At 32.1% G+C, this 26416-nt stretch carries 22 protein-coding genes and 1 tRNA gene; 2 read left to right on the top strand and 21 right to left on the bottom strand.

Annotation, left to right across the window (positions count from 1 at the left end; translation table 11 throughout):
* Window positions 1-52: 52 nt before the first annotated feature.
* The 6 genes from ACY2RW_RS10905 to ACY2RW_RS10930 all read right to left on the bottom strand — a co-directional run bounded on the left by ACY2RW_RS10905 (window position 53) and on the right by ACY2RW_RS10930 (window position 5747).
* On the bottom strand, window positions 53-901 hold the full coding sequence (locus ACY2RW_RS10905; protein ID WP_490122764.1) for a 5-oxoprolinase subunit C family protein: 849 nt from the start codon (window positions 899-901) through the stop codon (window positions 53-55).
* Window positions 894-1625 carry a 5-oxoprolinase subunit PxpB gene (gene pxpB / locus ACY2RW_RS10910; protein ID WP_490122765.1) on the bottom strand — a complete coding sequence of 244 codons (732 nt, stop codon included), beginning with the start codon at window positions 1623-1625 and terminating at the stop codon, window positions 894-896. Before pxpB ends, ACY2RW_RS10905 begins: the two co-directional genes overlap by 8 nt.
* Entirely contained in the window at window positions 1618-2349 is a 732-nt protein-coding gene (gene pxpA / locus ACY2RW_RS10915; RefSeq protein ID WP_490122766.1) for a 5-oxoprolinase subunit PxpA, read from the bottom strand. The genes pxpB and pxpA overlap by 8 nt, the downstream gene beginning before the upstream one ends.
* A 1-nt stretch (window position 2350) precedes the next feature.
* Window positions 2351-3577 carry an Nramp family divalent metal transporter gene (locus tag ACY2RW_RS10920; protein WP_490122767.1) on the bottom strand — a complete coding sequence of 409 codons (1227 nt, stop codon included), beginning with the start codon at window positions 3575-3577 and terminating at the stop codon, window positions 2351-2353.
* 93 nt (window positions 3578-3670) lie between these two features.
* A complete protein-coding gene (gene pckA, locus ACY2RW_RS10925) occupies window positions 3671-5281 on the bottom strand; it encodes a phosphoenolpyruvate carboxykinase (ATP) (protein WP_490122768.1) in 1611 nt (536 codons plus the stop codon).
* Window positions 5282-5366: 85 nt separating this feature from the next.
* Window positions 5367-5747 carry a DUF423 domain-containing protein gene (locus tag ACY2RW_RS10930; protein ID WP_490122769.1) on the bottom strand — a complete coding sequence of 127 codons (381 nt, stop codon included), beginning with the start codon at window positions 5745-5747 and terminating at the stop codon, window positions 5367-5369.
* A 71-nt stretch (window positions 5748-5818) separates the two neighbouring features.
* On the opposite strand from ACY2RW_RS10930, the gene ACY2RW_RS10935 reads away from it, so the two are divergent.
* Window positions 5819-7189, top strand: a complete 1371-nt coding sequence (locus ACY2RW_RS10935) for a saccharopine dehydrogenase family protein (protein ID WP_490122770.1) — start codon at window positions 5819-5821, stop codon at window positions 7187-7189.
* 16 nt (window positions 7190-7205) lie between these two features.
* Here ACY2RW_RS10935 and ACY2RW_RS10940 read toward each other — a convergent pair whose 3' ends face one another.
* Complete coding sequence (locus tag ACY2RW_RS10940; RefSeq protein WP_490122771.1) at window positions 7206-7928, bottom strand: tRNA1(Val) (adenine(37)-N6)-methyltransferase; 723 nt, start codon at window positions 7926-7928, stop codon at window positions 7206-7208.
* A 113-nt stretch (window positions 7929-8041) separates the two neighbouring features.
* On the opposite strand from ACY2RW_RS10940, the gene ACY2RW_RS10945 reads away from it, so the two are divergent.
* A complete protein-coding gene (locus ACY2RW_RS10945) occupies window positions 8042-9607 on the top strand; it encodes a family 16 glycosylhydrolase (protein ID WP_490122772.1) in 1566 nt (521 codons plus the stop codon).
* A 140-nt stretch (window positions 9608-9747) separates the two neighbouring features.
* Here ACY2RW_RS10945 and ACY2RW_RS10950 read toward each other — a convergent pair whose 3' ends face one another.
* From ACY2RW_RS10950 to ACY2RW_RS11015, 14 genes are all read right to left on the bottom strand, one after another.
* Entirely contained in the window at window positions 9748-10146 is a 399-nt protein-coding gene (locus tag ACY2RW_RS10950; protein ID WP_490122773.1) for a heavy-metal-associated domain-containing protein, read from the bottom strand.
* 34 nt (window positions 10147-10180) lie between these two features.
* Window positions 10181-11953 (bottom strand): efflux RND transporter periplasmic adaptor subunit, encoded by a 1773-nt coding sequence (locus ACY2RW_RS10955; RefSeq protein WP_490122774.1) that lies wholly within the window; start codon window positions 11951-11953, stop codon window positions 10181-10183.
* Between the two features lie 61 nt (window positions 11954-12014).
* Complete coding sequence (locus ACY2RW_RS10960; RefSeq protein WP_490122874.1) at window positions 12015-12182, bottom strand: hypothetical protein; 168 nt, start codon at window positions 12180-12182, stop codon at window positions 12015-12017.
* 58 nt (window positions 12183-12240) lie between these two features.
* Window positions 12241-14736 (bottom strand): heavy metal translocating P-type ATPase, encoded by a 2496-nt coding sequence (locus ACY2RW_RS10965; protein ID WP_490122775.1) that lies wholly within the window; start codon window positions 14734-14736, stop codon window positions 12241-12243.
* Between the two features lie 77 nt (window positions 14737-14813).
* Window positions 14814-15401 carry a transposase gene (locus tag ACY2RW_RS10970; RefSeq protein ID WP_490122776.1) on the bottom strand — a complete coding sequence of 196 codons (588 nt, stop codon included), beginning with the start codon at window positions 15399-15401 and terminating at the stop codon, window positions 14814-14816.
* A 58-nt stretch (window positions 15402-15459) separates the two neighbouring features.
* Window positions 15460-15672 (bottom strand): hypothetical protein, encoded by a 213-nt coding sequence (locus ACY2RW_RS10975; protein WP_490122777.1) that lies wholly within the window; start codon window positions 15670-15672, stop codon window positions 15460-15462.
* Window positions 15673-15864: 192 nt separating this feature from the next.
* Window positions 15865-17217 (bottom strand): TolC family protein, encoded by a 1353-nt coding sequence (locus tag ACY2RW_RS10980; protein ID WP_490122778.1) that lies wholly within the window; start codon window positions 17215-17217, stop codon window positions 15865-15867.
* A gap of 20 nt (window positions 17218-17237) precedes the next feature.
* Complete coding sequence (locus tag ACY2RW_RS10985) at window positions 17238-17591, bottom strand: four helix bundle protein (RefSeq protein ID WP_490122779.1); 354 nt, start codon at window positions 17589-17591, stop codon at window positions 17238-17240.
* 11 nt (window positions 17592-17602) lie between these two features.
* Window positions 17603-21406, bottom strand: a complete 3804-nt coding sequence (locus ACY2RW_RS10990; RefSeq protein ID WP_490122780.1) for an efflux RND transporter permease subunit — start codon at window positions 21404-21406, stop codon at window positions 17603-17605.
* 107 nt (window positions 21407-21513) lie between these two features.
* Window positions 21514-21936 (bottom strand): HYC_CC_PP family protein, encoded by a 423-nt coding sequence (locus tag ACY2RW_RS10995; protein WP_490122781.1) that lies wholly within the window; start codon window positions 21934-21936, stop codon window positions 21514-21516.
* Window positions 21937-22049: 113 nt separating this feature from the next.
* Window positions 22050-22136, bottom strand: a tRNA-Ser gene (locus ACY2RW_RS11000).
* Window positions 22137-22138: 2 nt separating this feature from the next.
* Window positions 22139-22663 carry a ribosome maturation factor RimM gene (gene rimM, locus ACY2RW_RS11005; protein WP_490122782.1) on the bottom strand — a complete coding sequence of 175 codons (525 nt, stop codon included), beginning with the start codon at window positions 22661-22663 and terminating at the stop codon, window positions 22139-22141.
* Between the two features lie 16 nt (window positions 22664-22679).
* A complete protein-coding gene (locus tag ACY2RW_RS11010; protein WP_490122783.1) occupies window positions 22680-23207 on the bottom strand; it encodes a 30S ribosomal protein S16 in 528 nt (175 codons plus the stop codon).
* Between the two features lie 141 nt (window positions 23208-23348).
* Entirely contained in the window at window positions 23349-26372 is a 3024-nt protein-coding gene (locus tag ACY2RW_RS11015; protein WP_490122784.1) for a WD40/YVTN/BNR-like repeat-containing protein, read from the bottom strand.
* Between the last annotated feature and the right edge of the window lie 44 nt (window positions 26373-26416).

Genomic DNA, 26416 nt, shown 5'->3' on the forward strand with positions numbered 1-26416 from the left:
TAAAGGTATTACAGAGTTTACCTTACCTCAAATAACTTTAAAGTTGACTCTTTTAAGAAAAAACAGAAAAACGAAGTGAGTTATTGGTTGTTTTTTGTGATAATATGGCCATTGCACTTTCTTTGAGTTGCAAAATTCTTGGATAACCACCAGTAACTTGACAATCTCTCATTAAAATAATCATTTTTCCTGATGGTGTTAATTGCAATGTACCAGGTAAAACTGCTGATGTTAGTATTGATGGAAGGTCATTTTCTAAAACTTCATTCAATCGATAACCCATCCTATTATTATCTTTTGAAATTGTAAATAATTGATTAAAAATTTGTTCTTTTTGATAAACGTTTAACAAATCAAATTCAGGTCCTTTAGTACATTCTAAAACATTTGACGTAAAATGGTTTTTATCTAATTTGATTGATGTATTCGAAATTTCTAACCCTTTAAAAGATTGTTTTACAGGTAAAATATCATCTTTATTAATTCGAAAATCTTTAGTAATGTTTAGATATTGACTTCTACTTCCTACTATTTTTGGGGTTTGAAAACCGCCTTTAACAGCCATATAAGATCTTACTCCAAAATTAACTTTCCCAAAAGACAAAACGTCATTTTTAAAAACTTGAATTCTAGTATTTTGTTTTGCGATTTTATTATTAATGCGAATAGTAAAATCTGCACCAGAAATCGCTATAAATGTATCATTTAAAAACTCCAGTTCTGTTCCACCAAAAGTAATTTCTAAAACTGCATCCTCTAAAGAATTCCCTAAAATACTATTCGCAATATTTACAGAATATGAGTCCATAACACCAGAAATAGGAATACCAATTTCTGCGTAACCTGCTCTACCTCTATCTTGAATTGTTGTATAAAAACCAGCTTTTAAAACTTTAATCATTTAATAGAGTTTTAGAAAGTTGATATTTATTTAGGGCAATTTCTTTTTTTAATTGATAATACACATCCAAAGAAATTGACTCAAACTGTATTTTATCTCCAGATTTTGCAAAACAAGGATTTTTATGAGCTACATTAAAAAAACTAATTGGAGTTTTACCAATAATATTCCAGCCTCCAGGAGAATTTACTGGATAAATTCCTGTTTGTTTGCCACCAATTGCAACAGATCCTTTTTCTACTTGCAATCTCGGGTTTGGTTTTCTATTAAAATATAATTGTTCATTCAATCCGCCTAAATATAGAAAACCTGGCAAAAACCCTATAAAGAAAACTGTATATATACTTTTTGTATGTAATTGAATAATTTTTTCAATTTTTAACCCTGATTTTATTGAAATTTCTTCTAAATCAGTCCCAAAATCCAAATCATAACAAACAGGTATTTTCCATATATAATTACTTTGTTTTTTTATTTCTATATCTGATTGATAAATATTTTTTAAAATTAAAACTTGATCAGAAAAGCTTTGATAATGGTTTTCCAATTTTATGGTTAACGAATTGTAACCAACAATAATGTCAGAAAAATGTGCTTTATAATTTTGCTTAATTTTAGTTTTAAAACGTAAAATATCAGCTAGTATTTCTTCACTAATTACAGATTGCCATTCAATTAAAACAGCTTTATCTCCAAAAGGTTTATATGTAATTTTATCAGCCAATATAAATCCCTTTTTTAGCAAATTTTTGAGAAATATATTTTACGATTTCTAATGAGTTTTCATTATCACCATGAATACAAAAAGTATCTGCTTTTATTTCTTTTTCATGGTTAGAAATTGTTTTTACTTTTTTTTCGGAAACCATTTTTAAAATATGATTAAAAACTTCTTTAGGGTTAGAAATTATAGCATTTTCTTTTGTTCTTGAAACCAATGTCAAATTATCATTATAATTCCTATCTGCAAAAGCTTCATATTTAATGCTAACATTATTTTTAATGGCTATTTTTTCTATTACAGAATTAAATGGCACATATAAAAACACATTATTTGTGTATTTTAAAATCGATTCAATAAAATTTGTAGCAGCAATTTCATCTACTGCAATTAAATTGTACAAAGCTCCATGAGGCTTTATGTGATGTAACTTTTGATTGAATTTTGCCAACCTTTCTAAAAATAAATCCAACTGATTTTGGATACTTTTTTGGAGCTCTTGTTTAGAAATTTGCAGCACTTTTCTTCCAAAATTTTTTGTATCAGGAAAAGACGGATGTGCCCCAATCAAAACATTATTTTTAATGGCTAACTGTATGGTTTTATCTATTGAGCTTGCATCACCAAAATGGCCTCCACAAGCAATATTGCAAGAAGAAATATATGGCATTAGTAGATGCTCATTTCTCATTCCTTCACCCACATCACAATTAATATCAACCTTCATTTTATATAAAATTAAATACTTTTAAAATTCCTTTGGCTCCTAAAAATATTGTGATTGCTAAAATGAAAAATCCTAAAAAATTTTGAGTTTTATTATTGATAAATTTCCCTAAAATAGATTTTTTATTCATAATCCATAATAAAATTCCTGCAATTACTGGTAATAACATTCCATTTGCAACTTGCGCAAATTTTATAATTTCGATAGGTTTTATTCCTATAGATGAAAATAAAACACCTAAAAATAAAATAACCATCCAAACAAACCTGAATTTTTTAGATTTTAAACCAACCTTCCAGCCTAAACATCCTTTTGCGACATAAGCTGCAGCTAAAGGTGCTGTTATTGCAGAAGTTATTCCTGCTGCAAATAATCCCAGTCCTAAAAAATATTTTGCAAATTCGCCATACAAAGGTGCTAACCCTTTTGCCAAATCTGCTGCATTGGTAATATTAGTAGTTTGAATTGCTGCTGCAGAAACAATAATTGCCATAGAAACTAAGCCACCTAAAATAATAGAAATTACAGTATCTTTTCTTGCAGCAGATAAGTTTTCTTTTTTATGCCAACGTTCTTTAACTAAAGAAGCATGTAAAAATAAGTTATAAGGCACCACTGTTGTGCCTATTAGACCAATAATTGTTAGCAAACTTTTTTCTGGAAACTTCGGAATAAAAAGTCCGTCTAAAATTTTTAAAATAGCTGGTTTTGTTACAATTGCAGTTATTAAAAATGAAATACTCATTATTAAAACAAGCGTAATTAAGGCTTTTTCTAAAAACTTATAATTACCAATATAGAGCAATATAAAAGCGATAAAACCAATTAATAAACTCATTAAATTAATAGAAACTGAACCAATATTTATAATAGATTTTCCTAAAATAGTTTCTAAACCTAAAATTCCGCCACTAATATTTCCAGCTTCATAAGAAGCATTTCCGACTACAACTGCTGCTAAAATTAAAAAGGTAATAAATTGTTTAAAAAATGGATGCTTAATTTCTTCTCTAATAACTTCAGACAATCCTTTTTGAGAAATAATGCCCAATCTTGCTGCCATTTCTTGTAAAACTATGGTTGCAATCACAGAAAGCAACATTGCCCAAAGTAAATTAAATCCAAAATTTACTCCAGCCAAAGTACACAAAGTTACTGTACCTGGACCAATAAATGCAGCTGCAACCAATGTACCTGGACCAATATTTTGAAACCATTTTTTAATCATAAAAGATGAATTTTAAAATTCTTGACTAAAGATACTTTTTTAAACTAAAAAACACCTCAAAAAGAGGTGTTTTCCTTTAAAAACAAAAAACTACTAAAATGCATAACGTTGTGGACCTCCTCTTCGGATTTCCTCGCTAGCAAACTCTTCGTATTTTTTAAAATTCTTTCTAAAAGCATTAGATAGTTTAAATGCTTCATTATAATAAGCTTCATCATTATTCCAAGTAGCTCTTGGGCTTAAAAGTTCTGTTGGAACTCCAGGACAAGTTCTTGGTTGGGCTACTCCAAATACAGAATGGATATGATAATCTTCGTACGTATAATCGCCCAATTTACCTTCTAAAACAGCAGTAATCATTGCTCTTGTATATTTTAAAGGCATTCTTTTTCCAACTCCATATTTACCTCCAGACCAACCTGTATTAACCAACCAAACATTTACGCCAGCTTCTGTCATTTTTTCACTTAACATTTCTGCGTATCTAGTAGGGTGTAAAGGCATAAAAGGCGCACCAAAACAAGCTGAAAAACTTGGCATTGGCTCTGTAACACCTGCTTCTGTTCCTGCAACTTTTGCTGTATAACCAGATATAAAATGATATGCTGCTTGGCTTGGTGTTAATTTAGAAATAGGAGGCAAAACTCCAAAAGCATCAGCAGTTAAAAAGAAAATATTTTTTGGATTTTTACCTATAGATGGTTTTTTAATGTTATCTATATGATAAATAGGGTAGCTAACTCTTGTATTTTGTGTAATTGAAGTGTTTGCAAAATCTATTACACCTTCTTTATCCATCACCACATTTTCAAGAATTGCTCCTTTTTTAATAGCTCCAAAAATTTCTGGTTCTTGTTCTTTTGATAAATTAATTACTTTCGCATAACAACCCCCTTCAAAATTAAAAACGGTATTCTCTGAGGTCCAACCATGTTCATCATCACCAATTAAACTTCTTTCTGGGTCTGTAGATAAGGTTGTTTTTCCTGTTCCAGACAACCCAAAGAAAATTGCAGTATCTCCATCTTTACCAACGTTTGCAGAACAATGCATTGGTAAAGTATTTTTATACACTGGTAAAATAAAATTTAAAGCAGAAAAAATTCCTTTTTTAATCTCACCTGTATAACCAGTTCCACCAATCAAAGCAATCTTTTTGCTAAAGTTTAATATGGCAAAATTATGTTGACGTGTTCCATCTAATTCTGGATTTGCCATAAAACCTGGAGCGTTAATTACTGTCCATTCTGGAGAAAAAGTTTCCAATTCTTTTGCTGTAGGACGTAAAAACATGTTGTAAGCAAACATATTACTCCATGGATACTCATTAACAACTCTAATATTTAATTTATAATTCTCATCTGCACAAGCATAACTATCTCTAACAAAAATTTCTTTTTCAGAAAGATAATGAACTACTTTATCATACAACAAGTCAAATTTTTCAGACTCAAAAGGGATGTTAATGTCACTCCACCAAACCTCATCTTTGGTTACTTCATCTTTTACAATAAAACGATCTTTTGGAGAACGTCCTGTAAACTGACCAGTATTAACTGCTATTGCACCTAAAGATGATTCTTTTCCTTGTTCTTTTTTTAAAGTTTCGCTGTGTAGTTCGTCTGAAGTTAACTGATAACGAACTGTTGCATTTTTGATTCCTAGACTATTTAACGAAATCGATTTCGTATTTGTATCTACCATATCAATATTTTTGATGTTTTTAGTTGGGACAAAATTAAACAATATTTTAAAACGTACTTAAAGTTGATTAAGAATTATTATTTATTCAACTTTTTTTTAATTTCTTTACGAATACTGTAATCATTATAAACCAACCTAAAATTAAGATCAATCCTCCTAAAGGGGTGATAAACCAAATAGATTTTGCGGTTATAGAGGTTAAATGAATTGCATAGATAGAGCCTGAAAAAAATAGAATGCCTAAGAAAAAAAGATTGCTAATTATATTTTTTTGAGAAGAAGAAAACCCTTGATAAGTATTTACAAAAAGCAAAACAATTACATGATACATTTGATAGCGAACTCCTGTTTCGAAACTCAATAATTCTTGTGGAGTTAAAATTTCTTTTAAAGCATGCGCTCCAAAAGCTCCTAAAACAATAGCTAACAGTCCTAAAAAACAAACAATTACTAAATTTTTAAACATTTTTAATGGTTTTTGTTAAATTTTAAACAAAAATAGTATATTCGTATGATTGCAAAAATACATTAATATCAATGAAAAACATTCTAATTATTGGTGCTGGAAAATCAAGTTCATACTTGATTAAATATTTGTTAGAAAAATCAAATAAAGAAAATCTTTATTTAATGGTTGGAGATATATCAACAGAAAATGCAGACCAACTTATCAAAAATCATAAAAATGCAGAAAGTGTTGTTTTAGATGTTTTTAATACAGATGAACGTCAAAAATTTATCAAAAAATCTGATATTGTTATCTCTATGTTACCAGCAAGATTTCATTTTGAGGTTGCAAAAGACTGTATTGCTTTTAAAAAACACATGGTAACAGCTTCTTATGTTTCTAAAGAGATGAAAACTTTGGACGAAGCTGCAAAAAACAATGGCTTAATTTTAATGAATGAAATTGGGGTTGATCCTGGAATCGATCACATGAGTGCTATGCAAGTAATAGATAGAATCCGAGAAAATAATGCAGAAATATTATTATTTGAGTCCTTTACTGGTGGATTAATAGCGCCTGAAAGTGACAATAATTTATGGAATTATAAATTTACCTGGAATCCTAGAAACGTAGTTTTAGCTGGTCAAGGTGGAGCTGCAATGTTTATTCAAGAAGGCACTTATAAGTACATACCCTATCATAAATTATTTAGAAGAACAGAGTTTTTAAAGATTAACGGAAGTGGCAAATTTGAAGCTTATGCAAATAGAGATTCTTTAAAATACAGAAGTGTTTACGGTTTGGATAATATCCCTACAATGTACAGAGGTACTATTAGAAAAGTAGGTTTTTCTAGAGCTTGGAATATTTTTGTACAACTTGGTATGACTGATGATTCTTACACTATAGAAAATTCAGAAAATATGAGTTATCGTGATTTTGTAAATCTATTTTTAGCTTACTCTCCATCAGATTCTGTAGAATTAAAATTACGTTCTTACTTAAAAATAGATCAAGATGATGTAATGTGGGAAAAATTAATAGAATTAGATATTTTTAATAGCAAAAAGAAAATTGGTATTAAAAACGCAACTCCTGCTCAAGCACTTCAAAAAATATTGTCAGATTCTTGGACTTTGCAAAAAGATGATAAAGATATGATTGTAATGCAACACCTTTTTGGTTATAAAATTGATGGAGAAAAACGACAGATTGAAAGCAGTTTAGTAGTTATTGGTGAAAATCAAACATATACAGCAATGGCAAAAACAGTTGGTTTACCTGTTGGTATTGCTGCTTTAAAAATCTTAAAAGGAGAAATAAAAACACCTGGGGTTCAAATACCTATTTCCAAAGAAGTTTATGAACCCATTTTAAAAGAATTAGAAGAGTATGGAATAAAATTTGTTGAAAGAAAAGTACCTTATTTAGGATACAACCCAAATCATGTTACTGGGTAGTTACCTCTTTTTAATTTTACATTTTTAAATAAAAATCTTTAACCAAATTTATGTAATCTGCTGTGTATTGATGACGCTCTGTTTCTATAATTAAGTGCTCTCCTTCTAATTTTGTTTTACTAAAAGAAAACTCTAATAAACTTCTTTTAATTTCTGATGTTGGATTTCCTTGAACTCGACAAACTCTATTTAAAAACAAACCGTTCTTTTTTGCTAAATAAATAAAACTTTCTTCTTCTTTAAAAGGTATAATGGTTGCAAAAGTCCCGTTTTTAGATAAGATTTTAAAAACACCTTCTATCAATTCTTTAAAAGATAAAGAGGATGTAAAACGTGCTTTATTTCTGCTTTCATTTTTGGTTTCAAAATCATCATTATAAAATGGTGGGTTTGTAATAATTAAATCGTAGGTTTCCTCCTCTTCAGCAATTTGTTGAGCAAATTCTTGAAAAGATGCATTGTAACAATACAGTCTGTCTCCCCAATCAGATTGCTCAAAATTCTCTACAGATTGCTCATACGCATTTTCATCAATCTCTACAGCATCTATAGTCATAGCATCCGAACGTTGAGCAAGCATTAGAGAGATTACTCCTGTTCCAGATCCAATATCTAAAATGGTGTCTGGATAATTATCAACACTACACCAAGCTCCCAACAAAACACCATCTGTACCCACCTTCATAGCCGTTTTATTTTGATGAACTGTAAATTCTTTAAATTGAAATGGTTTATTCATCTTACAAAAATACTCTTAAAAATCATGTTAATTTATTTGATGTATGGTTTTTGTATTGGTATAATTCTAAGTTTTAAAAAATTTGTAGTGTATTTTTGAAAAAAATATTAATAATGACTAAAAGTTACGTTTTAACTATTCTTTCTTTATCTTTTGTATTGATGAGTTTTTCTCAGCAAATGCCAATAGATTTTTCTAACACCAACCATACCTTTTCAACTTTTGGAAATAGCAGCTTTTCTACAAGAAATAATCCTAAAGACAGTAATGATAAAGTTGGTGAGTTTCATAATGATGGGGCTGCTGCCTTTCAAGGTTTTTATATTGATTTAAATCGTTCTATAAACTTAGACAATCAAAAAGAGATTACATTATCATTTTATTCTTTTGATCCTAATTCACATAATATTATTCTAAAATTAGAAAGTGGTACCAATGCTGATGTTGAAGTAAAACAAACTTTTGCTGTACCTTCTCCTTCCGATTGGAAAACAATTACTTTCGATTTCTCTAATGCAAAATTAAGTTCTAATGGAACTACTATAAACGCAACTGGTACTTATAATAGATTAACCATCTTTATTGATGGTGGTTTAACAACTGCTGGTACTTATTTAATTGATGATATTACAGATGGAAGTACACCAACAGACCCAAATGTTTTAGATGTAGTTTATAATGATTTAGTCTGGGCAGATGAATTTGATGCAAATGGTGCTGTAGACAATACGAAATGGTTTCATCAAACTTTTGGACCAAATGGAGGTGGATGGTTTAATGGAGAATTACAACACTACACAAATAGCCAAACAAATTCTTTTGTAGATGGAGGAAATTTAAACATAGTTGCAAAAAAGGAAACTAAAGTTTTAAATGGTGTTTCTAGAAATTATACCTCTGCAAGATTAAACTCTAAATATGCTTTTACTTATGGTAGAGTAGATGTTAGAGCAAAACTGCCTGCAGGAGATGGTACTTGGCCAGCAATTTGGACTCTTGGTAAAAACATTAGTGAAACTGGTGCTTATTGGCAAACCCAAGGTTTTGGGACAACCCCTTGGCCTGCTTGTGGAGAAATTGACATTATGGAACATGGGTTACATGCAACTAATGAGGTTTCAAGTGCATTACATACGCCATCAAGTTCTGGAAATACCATGAATACTGCAAAAAAAATGTTAGCAGATGTTGCTAACAATTTTCATATTTATTCTATGAATTGGTCTCCAAATAAAATTACTTTTTTAATAGACAATGTTGTGTATTATACATACAATCCTGCAGTAAAAAATGATGCTACTTGGCCTTTTGATAAGGAGCAATTTTTATTACTAAATGTAGCTATTGGTGGTTATTCTGGCACACCAGCAGCTAATTTTACACAAAGTAGCATGGTTATAGATTATGTGAGAGTGTATCAAAATAAAAATTTAAGTACAGCGTCTTTTTTTGAAGATAAGTTTGTTACGTATCCTAACCCAGCTTCTGGGTTTATAAAAATTCGTTCTAATGAGAAAATAGATAAGATTGAAATGTATAATGCTCTAGGTCAACTTTCACTTTCTAAAAACAATAATTTAAAAGAGAAAATTAGTACAAGAAATTTGAATGCTGGTTTGTACTTTTTAAAAATTTATTCTGGAGCCAAAATAGCTACAAAGAAAATAATATTAGAATAAAAAAATTAGATACACCGTTTTAAATAAACAATTTATGAACCTAAAAAAAAGCATCATTTGAAATTGAATGATGCTTTTCTATTTTGATATTTTCTTTATAATTCTATTGCAGAGAGGAAAGATTTTTATTTTTACCTTATTTACTGATTCATTTGCATACTATGATCATATTTACAACAACCAGGCAAACTATTATAAGCATCTAAACTGCCGTTTATTTTTTCTGTATCATAACCAGAAGCTGCTATTGCTTTGTGAATAGCCATTACATTTGTCTTACTACTATCAAAAGAAACATCCATTTTCTTTTTATTAACATCCCAACTTGCAGTTGCTACACCTTTAACACTATTGGCTGCTTTTTCAATGGTACTTTTACACATACCACAATTACCTCTCACACCAAAGGACAAGTCTGTCATAGCTATTTCTTTAGACATTTCAGTAGTTGATGATTCAGCTTCTTTTTTGGTTTCGTTTTTACAACTGGTTAAACCTAATGCTGCTATTACAGCTACACTTAAAATTACTTTCTTCATTGTTTAAAATTTAATTGTTATTACTTGATTTTTATTATTCTATAACTTGTTTTACTTCTCCACAGGTTAGCATTGCTTCACCAAAATAGGGATTGATTACTTTTTCTTCTTTACTCAACCAATATGCACCATTGTTGTTATCTGCCATAGGACAAAATTCCACATACACTTTTTCATTAACACCAAACAATTGTACAGCATTTATTAAGTGTGATGATAAATGTTTGAAATGGTCTCTTTGTTCTTTTATATCTGACGTTTTAGAAATGGATGTTGCAGAAGATTGTATTTCTTTTACTAATGACATCCAATGTGCGTGAGCATTATTGTCTGATAATAATTTCATATCAACTTTACCTAAATTTTCTAATAAACTTGTTGCATTAACTGAAGTAATTTTTGAATCTTCTTTTACTAAAACATTTTTTAAATTGATATAATCATTGTAAAAAACTTTTAATTGTTCTTGGAATTTCTCTGATACTATAAATCTTTGGTTCATATTAGTATGGTCACTTTCTTTTATTGATGTCTTATTATCCATTCCTAAATGTCCTTCGTGACCAGTCATTACTTTGCCACCATCTTTATTCATCATTGATTTTTTACCTTGCAATTGAGCTGCTGCATCAACCGTAAAAGTTCCGTTAGTTACGATTTCATTTCCAACAAATAATCCTTCTAAAACTTCATATTCATTACCAATTTGATTACCTAAAACAACTTCACGCATTTCAAAAACGGTTTGGTCAGGATTGGTTTTTAAATAGACAACGGAACGTTCACCTGTCCAAAGTACAGCAGATGCTGGAATTGTTAATACCGCATCATTACTACTTGAAACTCGTTCAATATTTGCGGTTACAAACATTCCTGGTTTAAATACATCGTTTTTGTTATTAAGCACCACACGTAAGGTTACCGTTCTTGTTTTGGTATTTAATATTGGGTCAATGAAATCTACTTTCCCTTTAAATTCCTTATTAGCATAAGCGTTTGTAGTCACTAAAACTTCTTGTCCCTTTTTAAATAAATCGATTTGATTTTCATAGACATCAAAGTTTGCCCAAACTGTAGAAAGATTAGCAATTTTAAATAAGGACTGACCTTGTTTGATGTAATCGCCTTGTTCTACTAATTTCTCGATAACTGTTCCCGAAACGGTTGCATAAATTGGAACGTTTTGTTTTACTTTTCCAGTTTCTTCTATTTGATTAATTTGATTTTCAGAAAGTTTCCACAACTTCAATTTATTACGAACAGCCTTATATAACTCTGGTTGCGATTCCTTTAACGATGAGGCTGTAATCAATTCTTGCTGTGCTGCATACAATTCTGGCGAATAAATGGTTGCTAATAATTGACCTTTTCGAACTTCTTCACCTGTAAAACTAACACTTAATCGTTCTATTCTTCCCGAAAAATAACCGACTTGTACTGCATTTGCTTCTTCATTTTGATCGATTTTACCAGATAATTTAATAGTGTTACCTTCAATATTTCCTTTGCCAACAACAGTTGTTTGAATATTGGCTAATGCCATCGCATTTTTGGTTAACTTGAATTGGTTTGCCAACAAACCATTACTCCCATTTTCAGCAGGAATCAAATCCATACCGCAAATAGGACAATCACCAGGTTCTGCTTGCATAATTTGTGGATGCATTGAGCACGTCCACATTTGATTGGTCTTTACCACTTTATCGTGAGTATGATCTATTTCTTCTTTTGATGAACCACCAAACAGCAACCATCCTAATAGTAACCCAACAGCTAAAATTCCTATGTAAATAATATATTTTTTCATTGTTATTTTGTTTTGTAGACCTAACAGGTTTTTAAAACCTGTTAGGTCTAGTTAGGCTTTTTTATATTTTTATTGTTCTTAATCGTAATGCATTTGCAATTACTGAAACTGAGCTAAAACTTATTGCCAAAGCTGCTATCATGGTCGATAAAAATATTCCAAAAAATGGAAATAACACACCTGCTGCTATAGGCTCAAAAATTCCAGTGTAAATAATGTGTTTTTTCATTGTTACTTGTTTTAAACCTAACAGATTTTAAAAACCTATTAGGTCTGGTTAGGCTTTTTTATATTTTTATTGTTCTTAATCGTAATGCATTTGCAATTACTGAAACTGAGCTAAAACTCATTGCCAAAGCTGCTATCATTGGAGACAATAGTATTCCAAAAAATGGAAATAACACACCCGCTGCTATAGGCACACCCAAAGTGTTGTAAATTAGAGCAAAAAATAGATTTTGCTTAATATTTTTCATTACGGAATGACTTAAATTTTTAGCCTTTACAATGCCGTGTAAATCACCTTTTACCAAGGTTATCATTGCACTTTCTATAGCCACATCTGTTCCTGTACCCATAGCAATTCCAACGTCACTTTTTGCCAATGCTGGCGCATCATTAATACCATCACCTGCCATTGCAACTACTTTTCCCTTTTCTTGCAGTTTCTCTACTTCTTTAAGTTTATCTTCTGGCAACATACTGGCTTTAAAATCTGCGAGGTTCAATTCTGATGCTACGGCTTGTGCTGTATCATAATTATCCCCTGTAAGCATTACAACATCAATACCTTTAGCTTGTAGTATTTTGATAGCTTTGGCACTCGTTTCTTTAATTTTATCGCCTATAACCACATACCCAACAACCGCTTTATCTATTGACAAATAAGAAACGGTTTTGCCTTGTTTTTGATACGTTTTAGCTTCGTCTTTCATTTTAGATGTAATAGCTGCACTTGCATATTCCATCATTTTTGGGTTCCCTAATGCTACTTTTTTATCGTTTATTATAGCTTCAACCCCTTTTCCTGTAACAGCACTAAAGTTTTCAGATTTTATTATTTCAGTGTTATGTTCTTTTCCATATTTAACTGTCGCTTCTGCCAGAGGATGTTCACTATTGGTGTTTAATGAAACGATGTATTGTAGGAGCTCTTTTTTATTTAAAATATCACTAAAAACACCTACCGAATCTACTGTTGGTTTCCCTTCGGTAATTGTACCTGTTTTATCAACTATAAGTGTATTTACCTTATCCATTTTTTCAAGCGCTTCGGCATTTTTTATCAATACACCATTTTGAGCCCCTTTACCCACACCAACCATTACAGACATTGGTGTTGCTAAGCCTAAAGCACAAGGACACGCAATTATTAATACTGCAATTGCATTTACCAATGCATATACATACGCTGGCTCTGGCCCCCAAATAGCCCAAACCACAAATGTGATAATAGATATAAGAACTACAACTGGCACAAAATAACCCGAAACGGTATCTGCTAGTTTTTGAATTGGCGCACGACTACGACTCGCATCGTTAACCATGTGAATAATTTGAGAAAGCAACGTGTCACCCCCTACTTTTTCGGCTTTCATTAAAAAAGATTGGTTGCCATTAATTGTTCCGCTACTTACTTTATCATCTTGAGATTTGTTTACAGGAATAGGTTCTCCTGAAATCATTGATTCGTCAATGGTAGTTTCGCCCTCTATTATTACGCCATCCACAGGAATTTTATCGCCAGGTTTTACCCGCAATGTATCGTCCAGTTTAATTTGGTCGATTGAAACCTCTTCTTCGTTTTCCCCAACGACACGTACCGCCTTATTAGGTGCTAATTTTAATAGCTCTTTTACTGCAGAATTGGTTTTACTATGTGCTCTTGCTTCTAGAACTTGCCCCATTAAAACCAAGGTAAGGATAACGCTTGCGGCTTCAAAATAAACGTGTACTGCACCAGATTCGGTTTTGAATTGTGCTGGAAAAAAATCTGGAAACAACATGCCAAACACACTAAACAACCAAGAAATCCCTGCTCCAATCCCGATAAGGGTAAACATGTTAAGTTTCCACGTTTTTAAACTTCTATAAGCACGTTCAAAAAACAGCCACGTGGCATAGAATACCACAGGAATAGAAAGCACAAACTGAACCCAATTCCACCATTTTTGCGACATAACTTTGTAGAGTGGATTGTTAGGAATCATTTCGCTCATTGCAATTACAAATATTGGTAATGTAAAACTAAGGGCTATCCAAAATTTCTTCAAAAGTTTCCTGTAACTCTTCTCTTCTGCAGAGAGATCTGGTTGTATTGGCACCAAGTCCATTCCGCAAATAGGGCACGAACCTGCTTCGTCTTTTATTACTTCTGGATGCATAGGGCAGGTCCATTTTTCTGATGATGTTGCAGAAAGATTTTGTTCTTCAACTAAATCCATTCCGCAAACAGGACAATCGCCAGATTTATCATAAGTTTTATCACCTTCGCAATGCATTGGACAATAAAATGTACCTGTACCTTTTGGAGTTTTTTCTGTTTTAGGTTTTACATGATGATGATGATCGCCTTGATTATGGATACTGTATCTTCCACCATCATCTTTTAAAGCGTCTTGAAATGTTTCTAACGGAATATGCTGTTCCATTTCTATTGTAGCTTCAGACTTTTCTAAATTAACCGATGCCTTTGAAACACCTTTTATTTTTGAAAGTGTTTGTTCTACGTGACTGCGGCAACCGTTACAGGTCATCCCGTGTATGTGATAAGTGTGTTTCATTTCTTCTTGTTTAAATCTAATAGTTTTTTTACTTAGACCTTATAGATCTTAGAAACCTGTTAAATCTGTCTGGTTTGCTATTCAAATGTTAATTCCTTTATAGCCTCTAAATTTATTTTTTTAGATTCTAATACGTACTTAAAATTTGCAACACCATCAAATATTTCTAAAACCTCTTCTCGTTTCAGTAAGGTCTTTTGTTCACTTATCAACGCCTTGTAGGACGAGTGAACGTATGTTTTATAATCCTCGATTTGATGATGTGTTGGATTCGTGTTAATATATATAATTAGATTTTTTAAGTAGGCTTCATCACTAATTTTTATACGCTTTAAATGTTCCTGGAACAAGCTTCCACTTCTATTATACCTTTTATTGATTGCTTTAGTGTAAGCGTTCAACATATTTGAAATAGGTTGGTGTAAAGTAATATTTCTATTTTCTTTATCTGCTACCTGTTGCAACTCTTCTTTAAATTTTAGAATAAAATGAAAATGGTTAGGCAGTAAACAATAACTATAAACGTCTGCCACTTCTAAGACATACTTTTTCACTAACCTTAAGAAATAAATGTAATTTTCTGGCTCCATAAATATGTTTTCATGGTTATTTCCTCTATTGTATAAATGGAAAAAATATCCTGATTCAAACGGTTGATATTTCATATCTTTTTATGTTTCATTTAAACCTAACAGGTTTTGAAAACCTGTTAGGTTTGTTTAATTAATGCTTATGTCCGTATGCGTTATGGCTTTCATTTTTAACATAAGTCATTCCGTATTTTGGGCATTCGCCTTCATTATCGCTTCCACTTCCTTCGCAATGCATTGGACAAACATAAGCAGAGGTATATTCTTTTTCTTTATCTTCAGTCTCCTCTGTTTTGGTTGTCGCATCAACTTTTTTAGCATCTTTACAGGATACTGTTGTAAGCATTAATGTTAATACTAAAATGCTTAAAATTATTTTTACTGTTTTACTTGTAATGTTTACATTTTTTTAATTCGTGATTTTCTAAGAAAAACTCTTTTTCATTGAGCTTAAAGGTTAATATAATTTAAATTCGATAACGTATAATACTTATCTAGACTTTCTAGATTTCTAGACCTAACAGGTTTTAAAAACCTGTTAGGTCTTAGTTAAATAATTAATAATCGTTTGTTGTAAATAATACGTTTTAACAGACTCAATTTGGTTCATTTGAAACTTTAGTTGTAATTCCTGAATATCTAAAACATCAATAAAATCTATTGTTCCTGTTTCATAGCTTTTCACTAATATGGTTTCTGCATCTTTGGCCCGTTTTAAATTCTTGGTTTGAGTCTCGTAACTTATTCTTGCTGAAATTCGTTCAATAATTGCCTTGCTTAAAAGCGTTTCCAAAGTCTTTAAGCGTTCTTGCTTTTGAGCTGCTATTTCCTGTTGTTGCAATTCGTTTTGCTTCGTTTTTGATTTATATTTTTTGTTGAATATTGGTATGGACACCGAAACCATTGGCATAACAATGTCTTTTCCGTTATCGCTAAAATTCATATTTGGTCTTTCGGAAACATTGATATAGTCCAAACCAAAACCAATCATAGGACTGCTTTCTTTTTGATTTAGTAATTCTGATTGTTCTATGGATTGAAATAGTTTATCATACTTCAACAATTCGGGATGTAATGCTAAATTTTTAGTAGTGATTTCAAAGTCTTCTGAAGGCATCAGTAAACCATCTACCACAGTAACAGCAACATCATTTTCTCTGTTCAAAAGGTTATTTAAATTTGTTTGTTCTGCTAAAAACTGTTGACTTAAAACCTCTTTTAGTTGTTGCATTTCATTTTGACGCATTTGTAATCGCAACACATCTACTGCTGATGCTTTCCCAACCTCAACAGATGTTAGTGCTAATGTTTCATAGGTCTTCAATAGTTTAATGTTTTCTGTTAGCACCTTTTGTTTCGCTTTGTTGGCGTATAACTTATAATAAGATTGTGATACAGAAGCCATCAATTTTCGCTTTGCAATAACAATGTCTTCGTATTTTGCATCAGCTAATGAACTCACATAATTTTCTCGTGAAGTAATTGTACCAAACCAAGGCAACATTTGTTTTACTGATACCTTAAAACGCTGCGCTCCTGTGCGTGTTTCTGGTTCGCTTACAAAGTAACCTACGCCAAATTCGGTATTGGGAATAGTATTGACCTCGTTCACTTTTTCGGAAGCTCTTTTGTATTGTAATTCGAATTTTTGGATTTCTGGATTGTTTGCAAGCGCGAATTCTGTTAATTTTTCTAAATTCTGACTGCTTGCAAAGTGAAAAATGAATAATGAAAAGCTAAAAATAACGGTGTTTTTGAAACTAAAAGTGAAAAATAAAAAGTCAATACCACATATTGCAAAAAAAGTAAATTGCGTTTTGTTATTTTTCATTTTTTGTACACTTTTATTTATCAAGTTATTATAATCCGCTTTTAGTTTTACACTTTTCATTTTTAGTTTATAAATCTTCATTATAATCTTGATTTTGTGGTTTTAATTGAACTAACCAACATTGCAACCAATTCCTTATTTAAGTTGTGATGAATTGTATGTGCCTCTTCGGTTACGTAATCTGTGTCTTTTAATAAATCTAGCCAATACAAAGTTTCATTTGCTTCTTTTAGAGAAATACTCATTTTATTGATAAAGTCAGCTTTACTTTGAGCAAATTCAGCTTCGCGAATTAATTCTCCAACTGCAGTTCCGCTTCTTAAAAGTTGTTTGCTTAAAACATATTCTTTTTTCTCTTTGACTAACAATTGAGATAGCTTTACTATTAAGATTGCAAAATCATAACTCTTATCTTTTAAAAAACTTTTACTCATAATTTTTACTTTTAGTTTTTCACTTTCAACTCTGCTTTCCAGCTATATAGTACTGGCACCACAAATAAGGTTATTAAGGCGATGAGCATTCCACCAAAACTTGGTATTGCCATAGGAATCATAATATCGCTTCCGCGACCTGTAGATGTGAGTACTGGTAAGAGTGCTAAAATGGTTGTTGCGGTAGTCATTAAACAGGGTCTAATCCGTTTTTCTCCTGCTTCAACAATAGAGGCTCTTATTTCCTTTTTTGTTTCTGGTGAATTTCTATCGAATGTTTGCGTTAAGTAGGTTGCCATAACTACACCATCGTCGGTGGCAATACCAAAAAGTGCAATAAAGCCTACCCAAACCGCTACACTTAAATTAATGGAATGCATCTGGAATACCTCTCTCATATTTTCGCCAGCGAAATTAAAATTTAAAAACCAATCTTGACCATAGAGCCATATCATTATAAAGCCACCTGCAAAAGCTACTGCGATACCAGTAAACACCATTAATGAGGTTGCCACAGAGCGGAATTGAAAATAGAGGATTAAAAAAATGATTGCCAATGCTAATGGCACAACAACAGATAGCGTTTTTTCTGCTCGTAACTGATTTTCATAAGTTCCTGTAAATGCGTAGTTAATGCCTTTTGGAACGACTAATTCACCTGAGTCTATTTTTTGCTGAATTAATGCTTGTGCGTTTTCAACCACACTGACTTCTGCAAAACCATCTAATTTATCAAACAACACATAACCAACTAAAAAGGTGTCTTCACTTTTAATAACTTGTGGTCCTTGTTCGTAGCGAATGGTTGCCAATTCGCTCAATGGTACTGGGCTGCCTGTTGAAACTGGCACATAAATATGGTGTAAGTCTGTTGGATTTGCTCGTAATTCTCTTGGGTATCGCACACGAACGCCATAGCGCTCTCGACCTTCAACCGTTTGTGTTAATACCATACCACCAACGGCAACTTGTAATACATTTTGTACATCTTGTATAGAAATGCCATAACGTGCAATTTTCTCTCTATCAATATCAATTAACAAATAGGGTTTACCAACAATACGGTCTGCAAAAACAGCTTCTTTTTTTACACCTTTTGCTTCCTTGATGATGTTTTCTAATTGCACTCCAAAGGCTTCAATCTGCTTTAAGTCTTGACCTTTAACCTTAATTCCCATTGGTGCTCGCATTCCTGTTTGAAGCATTACCAAACGGGTTTCAATGGGCTGTAGCTTTGGTGCTGAAGTCACTCCTGGTAGCTTGGTGACTTTCACGATTTCCTTCCAAATATCGTTTGGTGATTTAATTTCAGGTCGCCAGTTTCTGAAAAATTCGCCATCCTCGTCTGGAATCAGGTTTGAGACCTCACAGGTTTTAAAAACCTGTGAGGTCTGTGAGGTCGCTTTTTGATTATTATTTAAGCAAACACCTCCACTCTTCAACACAAACAAACCATCAGCGTTAACTTTAAAGCGTTGACGCTCGCCGTGTTTGTTCAGTTTATATTCTGGTTTATACTGAATGATGTTTTCATACATTGATAGTGGTGCTGGGTCTAACGCTGATTCTGTTCTTCCTGCCTTACCAACTACCGTTTCAATTTCAGGAATACTGGCAACTGCCATGTCCAATTGCTGTAAAACCCGTTTGTTTTCTTCTACGCCAGAATGAGGCATAGAGGTTGGCATTAATAGAAATGAACCTTCGTTTAATGATGGCATAAACTCTTTACCAGTATTCTTCATAATAAAAAACCCAGCAATGATGATTACTGTTGGTACAGATAAAAACAATAATTTATTATCTAAACACCATCTTAAAATACGTGTGTAGTATTTAATGAATAATGAAAAGATACCTAATAAACCAAAACATATAACACTTACAAAAATGAGATTCCAGAAGATACTTTTATTAACACCTAATGGTCGCCAATATTCGGCTAACAGAAATACGATTGCTGATGCTGAAATAATGATATTGAAAAGGTTGGCTTGTTTTTCTGATACTATTTCTTGTTGCTTTATAAGTGCGACAAATCCAAAACCAATCAATATTAATCCTAACCAATACCCATAAACTATTGCTAGGATACCTAAAACTATTAAAACACCATTTAAAATAGTTTTAACAGTATTTTTAACGCTTTTCTTTCTAAATAAAAATGCGGCAAAAGGCGGAATTAAAAATAGTGCGACAATAATAGATGCTGTTAGTGCAAAGGTTTTTGTAAAAGCTAATGGTCTAAATAGCTTACCTTCGGCACCAATCATTGTAAAAACCGGAATAAAACTAATTATTGTTGTCATTACTGCGGTTACGATAGCACCAGATACTTCGGTTGTGGCATTATAAACGATTTGATTAATGGATAATCTGTCTTTTTGAATAGCGGAAAGACTTTTGTTATGAGATTCCTCGTCTCTCGTGCCTCGATCTGTCAGGATTATATTTTCATTTTCACCTTCTAACTTTTCACTTTCGTCCAAATGCCTTATGATATTTTCTGAAAGTATGACACCTACATCTACCATTGTACCAATAGCAATTGCTATACCCGATAAAGCGACAATATTGGCATCGACTCCAAAGAACTTCATGGCTATAAAAACCATTAAAACCGCAACAGGTAATAGTCCAGATATAAGCACGGATGCTCGGAGATTAAATACCATAATGATTATAACCAAAATGGTAATTAGTATTTCTAATGTTAAGGCTTCATTGAGCGTACCTAATGTTTCTTGAATTAAAACAGTTCTATCATAAAATGGAACTATGGTTACTTGAGACGTTCGTCCATCTGCCAAGACTTTTGAAGGTAAGCCTGAACTTAACTCGTTAATTTTTTCTTTGACGTTATTAATAACTTCCATTGGGTTTGCACCATAACGTGCCACTACAACAGCACCAACAACTTCTGCACCTTCTTTATCCAACATGCCGCGTCGTGTTGCGGGACCTAAGGATACTTTACCAATATCTTTAATTCGAATGGCTGTATAATTTTTGGAAGTAACGACTGCGTTTTCAATGTCTGAAATGGATTTCACATAACCTAAACCACGTACTAAATATTCTGCATTATTAATTTCAATAGTTTGCGCACCAATGTCTTTATTGCTTTCTTTTACAGCTTTTACAATATGATGTAATCCAATATTATATTGACGTATCAATTCAGGATTTACATCGACTTGGTATTCCTGAACGTAACCGCCAATAGATGCGACTTCTGATACGCCGCTTGCAGAAGATAATGCGTATTTTACATAGTAATCCTGAATACTACGCAACTCCTGTAAATCCCAACCACCAGTAACGTTTCCGTTTTCATCACGTCCTTCAAGTGTGTACCAAAATATTTGCCCTAATCCTGTGGCATCAGGACCCAAAGCGGGATTAACACCTTCGGGTAATAAACCACTTGGTAATGAATTTAGTTTTTCGAGAATACGACTTCTACTCCAGTAAAACTCGACATCTTCTTCAAAAATGATATAGATACTTGAAAAGCCAAACATAGACGAACTACGAATGGTTTTTACGCCAGGAATCCCTAATAAGGATGTGGTTAATGGATAGGTAATTTGATCTTCTATATCTTGTGGTGAACGACCATTCCACTTCGTAAAAACAATTTGTTGGTTTTCTCCTATATCTGGAATGGCATCTACAGCAACAGGATTGCTTGGTAAAAAACCGGTGTCCCAATTAAAAGGAGCATTAACTGTGCCCCAACCTACAAAAAGAACGAGTAGTAGTACTGCAACGAGTTTATTCTCGATAAGAAATTTGATTGCTTTATTAAGCATATATTTTGATTATTAAACAGTTAGACATTGGTGTTAAAAAACACCGAATACAACAAATTATCCACATAGCATAAAGCCATAGGATAACACAGTCTATTGTTTAAAAATCAAATTAAATACGTCTCGTCAATCTTGAAGATTTCTTTAATAACGAGTGGCGGTTTGTAGCCTTTGTAAGAAGATACATTTTTTTCTAAACCTTCGAAAAGGTTGATGTAAGTGTAAACAAATGAAGCAATGAATAGTTGTTGTTCTAATGAAATTTTATCAACTTGTAATTGCAGTTGGTCTTGACCTTCAATTAATATTTGAACATCAGTACAACAATCTTTCTTAACTATAGAACAACTAGAAATAGTTACAGAAGTATCTTTCTGACTTTCCATACCACAAGTCGAAGCTTTGCTAAAAATAGAAGTATCTACAAGAGTTTCCCCACAAAAATGTTTTGTGATAGCAAATGAAGTTGTAGAAAATAAAACTACAAAAGACATTAAAACAGCTAATATTTTATGAGAAATCTTTGTCATTACACACAAAGGTACAAAAACGAACTAAAATAGATTAAATAGTATGTTAAAAAATCAAAAAAACTACAAATATAGTGTTTGTAGGATTTTAGTTTAATTTAGCGTTTCTTTCGCAGAGAGGAAGGGATTCGAACCCTCGATACAGTTACCCATATACTACCTTTCCAGGGTAGCTCTTTCGACCACTCAGACACCTCTCTTTTTACAAATAAAGATCTATTAATCCATCTGGGGTTTCGACTTGTATTTGCTTGTTTGTTCTATCTACTTTTTTAATGAAATCATCTATCATAGGAATAAAAATTTCTTTTCCATCTCTATCGATTTCAAAAAGTGGTTGTGCAGCTTTGTCATTAATATGTACAATCTTGCCAACTTCACCAAAATTAGCATCAACAACTGTAAAACCAATAACCTCATGAAAATAAAATTTATTTCCCTCTAATTTTGGTAATAAATCTAAAGGTAAATAAATACCACATTTTAAGATAGCATCTGCTTCTTCTTCAGAATAAACATCTTCAAATTGAACACGCAACTGGTTTCCTTTGTGTAGCAAGCTTTTTTCAATAAAAAATGGAACCAGGTTTGTGCCAAACTCGACATAAACTGATTCCATATTTTTATACAATTCAGGTTCGTCTGTATCTAATTTGATAACGACTTCCCCTTTAAAACTATACTTTGTTACGATTTTGCCTAAATAAAAACATTCTTCTTTACGCATTATCGAAAAGATATAATTATTCTGCTGCTTTTTCTTCTGTAGTTTCAGCTGCTGCTTCAACTTCTTCAGTTGCTTCTTCTGCAACTTCTTCTACAACAGGTTTTGCTGCTTCTATTCTTGCCTCGTTTACCGCTTTTTCAGCTGCTAAAGCTTTTGCTTTTGCTTCTAATTCTGCTTTAGATAAACCAGCTTCTTTATCAGCAATTTTAGCTGCTTTCTCTTCTACCCAAGCATCAAATTTTGCATCTGCTTGTTCTTGAGTTAAAGCTCCTTTTCTTACACCACCAGCTAAATGATTTTTTAACATTGCACCTTTGTAAGACAAAATGTTTTTTGCAGTATCAGTTGGTTGTGCACCATTTTGCAACCATGTTACAGCTTTATCAACATCTAAGTCGATAATTGCTGGGTTTACATTTGGATTGTAAGTACCAATTTTTTCTAAGTATTTACCATCTCTTTTTGCACGAGCGTCAGCAGCAACTATCCAATAGAATGGCTTCCCCTTTTTTCCGTGTCTTTGTAATCTGATTTTTACAGACATAATTTGTTAATTTTTTGAGGTTCTCGACCTCGATTATTAAAAATCCTATCATCTCGTGATAAGTGGGCGCAAAAATACTAACTTTTTTTGATTATAAACTACTAATATTCTATAAATTAAATAATTTTATAACAAGCTAATTTATTTTACAAACTCTTCAAAAGTTTTTAATTTTAATTCATCTATAAATTTTACTTTCTTTTTAATTTTTGCATAGTCTTTTTTAGCTTTTTGAAATCTTTCTTCTATCAACCCCAAACTCTCTAACTCAGAATTAGAAGGTTTATCATAACTTGTTGCAATTTTACTATACAAATCTGTCATTTTTTCTCTTAATTGTGGTTCTGCAGAACCTACATAATTGTCTCCAGTAGTAATTACTAAAGTCTCTTTTAACTTTGTTAATCGATCTACAATTTTTCGTTTTTTAAGTTCATTTGCTTTTTCTAAAATAGCATCTAATTCATATACCATATATGCCAGTTCTTCTGTCATACCATACATTTTCATGGTAGTATTGTGCTTAAAAGCTCTGTCTGCCATTGTTAGGTTAGACTTTGGATCGTAAATTAGTTCGATTTCTTGTGTAAAAGTATCTTTCCCTTTCTTTAGCACTACATTGTAAGTACCTGCTTCTACTAATGGCGAAGTAAAACCTCCAAAACTAAATGTTTTTCCTTTAGCTACTTTAGGATTTTTTAATCTATAATTCCAATTTACAATGTTTATTCCTTTAGATTTCCCAGGGCCTAACTTGCTGATAGTTTTTCCATTTTTATCTTGAATTTCTAAAGTCATTTTCCCAAATGTATGACGTCTGCTTAAATGATATTTAATTTGAGCGGATCTGCTTGGATTTGCTCCTACAAACTGTGTTTCTGCACCAAAACTTCCAGAAAAACTACCTTCTTCGAAAATTACAGTGGGTTTTGTTTTAAAGAAATGTACTTTTTTCTTTAACATTTCTGGATTTATTTCTCTTAATGGAGAAATATTATCTATAATAATCACTCCTCTACCATGAGTTCCCATAACCAAATCATTTGTTTTCTTTTGCAAATCAATAAAATGAACTGCTACTGCTGGCATATTGTTGGTAAATTTTTTCCAATTTTTCCCACCATCTATAGTAATGTATAATCCGAATTCTGTTCCTAAAAACAATAAGTCTGGGTTTACGTAGTCTTCTTGTATGTTTCTTACAAAACCGACAACATCATCAGTTATGATACTTTTCCAAGTTTTACCAAAATCTGTGGTTTTATAAGCATAAGGAGTCATATCGTTCATTGTGTGTCCATCAAAAACTGCATAAGCAGTTCCTTTGTCAAAAACACTTGCTTCTATATGATAAACCCATGTATTTTTTGGTAAGTTAGGAATATTCATAGCTGTATTTGTCCAAGTTTTCCCTCCATTTTGAGTTACCTGTACATTTCCATCATCTGTACCTACCCAAATAACGTTTTGGTCTAAGGTAGATTCTGCAATCGTAAAAATAGTAGTATGATTTTCTGCGCCAGAATTGTCTTTAGATAAACCTCCAGAACTATCTTGATCTTGTTTTGTTTTATCATTTGTAGTTAAATCTGGCGAAATAATTTGCCAAGTATCACCCATATCTTCAGATTTATGTAAGAATTGACTTCCCATATAAAAACGATTAGGTTGGTGTGTACTAATTGCCATTGGTGCATTCCAATTAAAACGCAATTTAGGATACCCTTTTTGTGGTAAAGGTTGGATGGTTTTTACTCTTTTTGCATCTACATCATACCTCCAAACATTTTCTGCACCTTGCATTTCTGAATAAATGATATTTTTTGTTGGATGTTTTAAAACTCTAAAACCATCTCCACCACCAATAGAATTCCAGTCTCTTGCCTGAATTCCTCCTGGAGATGATGATGGTCCATACCAAGAACCATTATCTTGTAATCCTCCATAAATATTATAAGGCTCAGCATCATCTACACTTATATGATAAAATTGAGATAAAGGTAAATTCTCTACAATTTCCATTGTTGTACCACCATTTAAAGAACGATATACACCACCATCTGTACCTGCATACATTCTATCTGAATTATGAATATCAAAAGTAATATCATGAATATCACTATGCATATTACCCAAGTTTTTAAATGTTTTCCCTCCATCTCTAGAAATAGAGCCACTTAAACCACCTTTTACAACCACATCAGGATTTTTAGGATCTACCACAATTCTAGAAAAGTAAAAAGGACGTACTGTAATCCCAAAATCATTATTTAGTTGTTTCCAACTTTTACCAGCATCATCACTTCTATACAATCCTTTTCTCTCGTTTTTTTCTGCTTCGATTACTGTGTATAAAATATTTGAATTAGAAGGTGCAACTGCGATTGCTAATCTACCTAAACTACCTTCAGGAAAACCATTGTGAATTTTATTCCAAGTTGCTCCACCATCTTCAGATTTATATAAAGCACTATTTTTTCCACCAGATTCAAAAGACCAACCTGTTCTTCTAAATTCCCACATAGAAGCATATAAAATATTTGGGTTATTTGGATCCATAGTTAAATCTGCACAACCCGTTTTTTGATTTGTATATAAAATTTTATTCCAAGTTTTTCCAGCGTCTGTAGATTTGTAAACACCTCTCTCTTCACTATCGCCCCATAAAGCACCTAAAACACCTACGTAGATTTCATTAGAATTTTTAGGATTTACAATGATATTTGCAATATGTTCAGATTTTTCGAAACCAATTTTATTCCACGTAGATCCACCATCTATAGATTTGTACATACCATCTCCAACAGAAATACTATTTCTTGTCCAAGTTTCTCCTGTACCCACATAAATGGTATTATCTGGGTCATTAGGATCTACTTCTACTGCCCCAATTGACTGACAATAATCATCAAAAATAGAGTTAAAAGTTACACCACCATCATTAGATTTCCAAACACCACCTCCAGCAGTACCTGCGTAAATAATTCTATTATTAGTTGGATGGTTTTCTAAATCGTTAATTCTACCACTCATTAGAGCAGGTCCAATTTGTCTTGCAGATAAATCTCCAAATAACTGTTTTCCTTTTGAGTTTTTGTTTTGTGCATTTATTTCTATAGACATAGACAATAGCACAAGAGCTATTAAAAAAAGTTGTTTTTTCATAAAGTTTGGGTTTATTGATTAAAAAAATCCTCAAAAATTAATTT

The organism is Polaribacter sp. 2305UL8-11 (assembly GCF_058147165.1).

Coding starts and splice junctions, on each gene's coding strand:
- rimM (WP_490122782.1), bottom strand. CDS start 22,663: ATGCGTAAAGAAGAATGTTTTTATTTAGGCAAAATCGTAACAAAGTAT.
- ACY2RW_RS10920 (WP_490122767.1), bottom strand. CDS start 3,577: ATGATTAAAAAATGGTTTCAAAATATTGGTCCAGGTACATTGGTTGCA.
- ACY2RW_RS10960 (WP_490122874.1), bottom strand. CDS start 12,182: ATGAAAAAACACATTATTTACACTGGAATTTTTGAGCCTATAGCAGCA.
- pxpA (WP_490122766.1), bottom strand. CDS start 2,349: ATGAAGGTTGATATTAATTGTGATGTGGGTGAAGGAATGAGAAATGAG.
- ACY2RW_RS10970 (WP_490122776.1), bottom strand. CDS start 15,401: ATGAAATATCAACCGTTTGAATCAGGATATTTTTTCCATTTATACAAT.
- ACY2RW_RS10980 (WP_490122778.1), bottom strand. CDS start 17,217: ATGAAAAGTGTAAAACTAAAAGCGGATTATAATAACTTGATAAATAAA.
- ACY2RW_RS10905 (WP_490122764.1), bottom strand. CDS start 901: ATGATTAAAGTTTTAAAAGCTGGTTTTTATACAACAATTCAAGATAGA.
- ACY2RW_RS10950 (WP_490122773.1), bottom strand. CDS start 10,146: ATGAAGAAAGTAATTTTAAGTGTAGCTGTAATAGCAGCATTAGGTTTA.
- ACY2RW_RS10945 (WP_490122772.1), top strand. CDS start 8,042: ATGACTAAAAGTTACGTTTTAACTATTCTTTCTTTATCTTTTGTATTG.
- ACY2RW_RS10990 (WP_490122780.1), bottom strand. CDS start 21,406: ATGCTTAATAAAGCAATCAAATTTCTTATCGAGAATAAACTCGTTGCA.
- ACY2RW_RS11015 (WP_490122784.1), bottom strand. CDS start 26,372: ATGAAAAAACAACTTTTTTTAATAGCTCTTGTGCTATTGTCTATGTCT.
- ACY2RW_RS10930 (WP_490122769.1), bottom strand. CDS start 5,747: ATGTTTAAAAATTTAGTAATTGTTTGTTTTTTAGGACTGTTAGCTATT.
- ACY2RW_RS10985 (WP_490122779.1), bottom strand. CDS start 17,591: ATGAGTAAAAGTTTTTTAAAAGATAAGAGTTATGATTTTGCAATCTTA.
- ACY2RW_RS10975 (WP_490122777.1), bottom strand. CDS start 15,672: ATGCTTACAACAGTATCCTGTAAAGATGCTAAAAAAGTTGATGCGACA.
- ACY2RW_RS11010 (WP_490122783.1), bottom strand. CDS start 23,207: ATGTCTGTAAAAATCAGATTACAAAGACACGGAAAAAAGGGGAAGCCA.
- ACY2RW_RS10955 (WP_490122774.1), bottom strand. CDS start 11,953: ATGAAAAAATATATTATTTACATAGGAATTTTAGCTGTTGGGTTACTA.
- ACY2RW_RS10935 (WP_490122770.1), top strand. CDS start 5,819: ATGAAAAACATTCTAATTATTGGTGCTGGAAAATCAAGTTCATACTTG.
- ACY2RW_RS10940 (WP_490122771.1), bottom strand. CDS start 7,928: ATGAATAAACCATTTCAATTTAAAGAATTTACAGTTCATCAAAATAAA.
- ACY2RW_RS10995 (WP_490122781.1), bottom strand. CDS start 21,936: ATGACAAAGATTTCTCATAAAATATTAGCTGTTTTAATGTCTTTTGTA.
- ACY2RW_RS10965 (WP_490122775.1), bottom strand. CDS start 14,736: ATGAAACACACTTATCACATACACGGGATGACCTGTAACGGTTGCCGC.
- pckA (WP_490122768.1), bottom strand. CDS start 5,281: ATGGTAGATACAAATACGAAATCGATTTCGTTAAATAGTCTAGGAATC.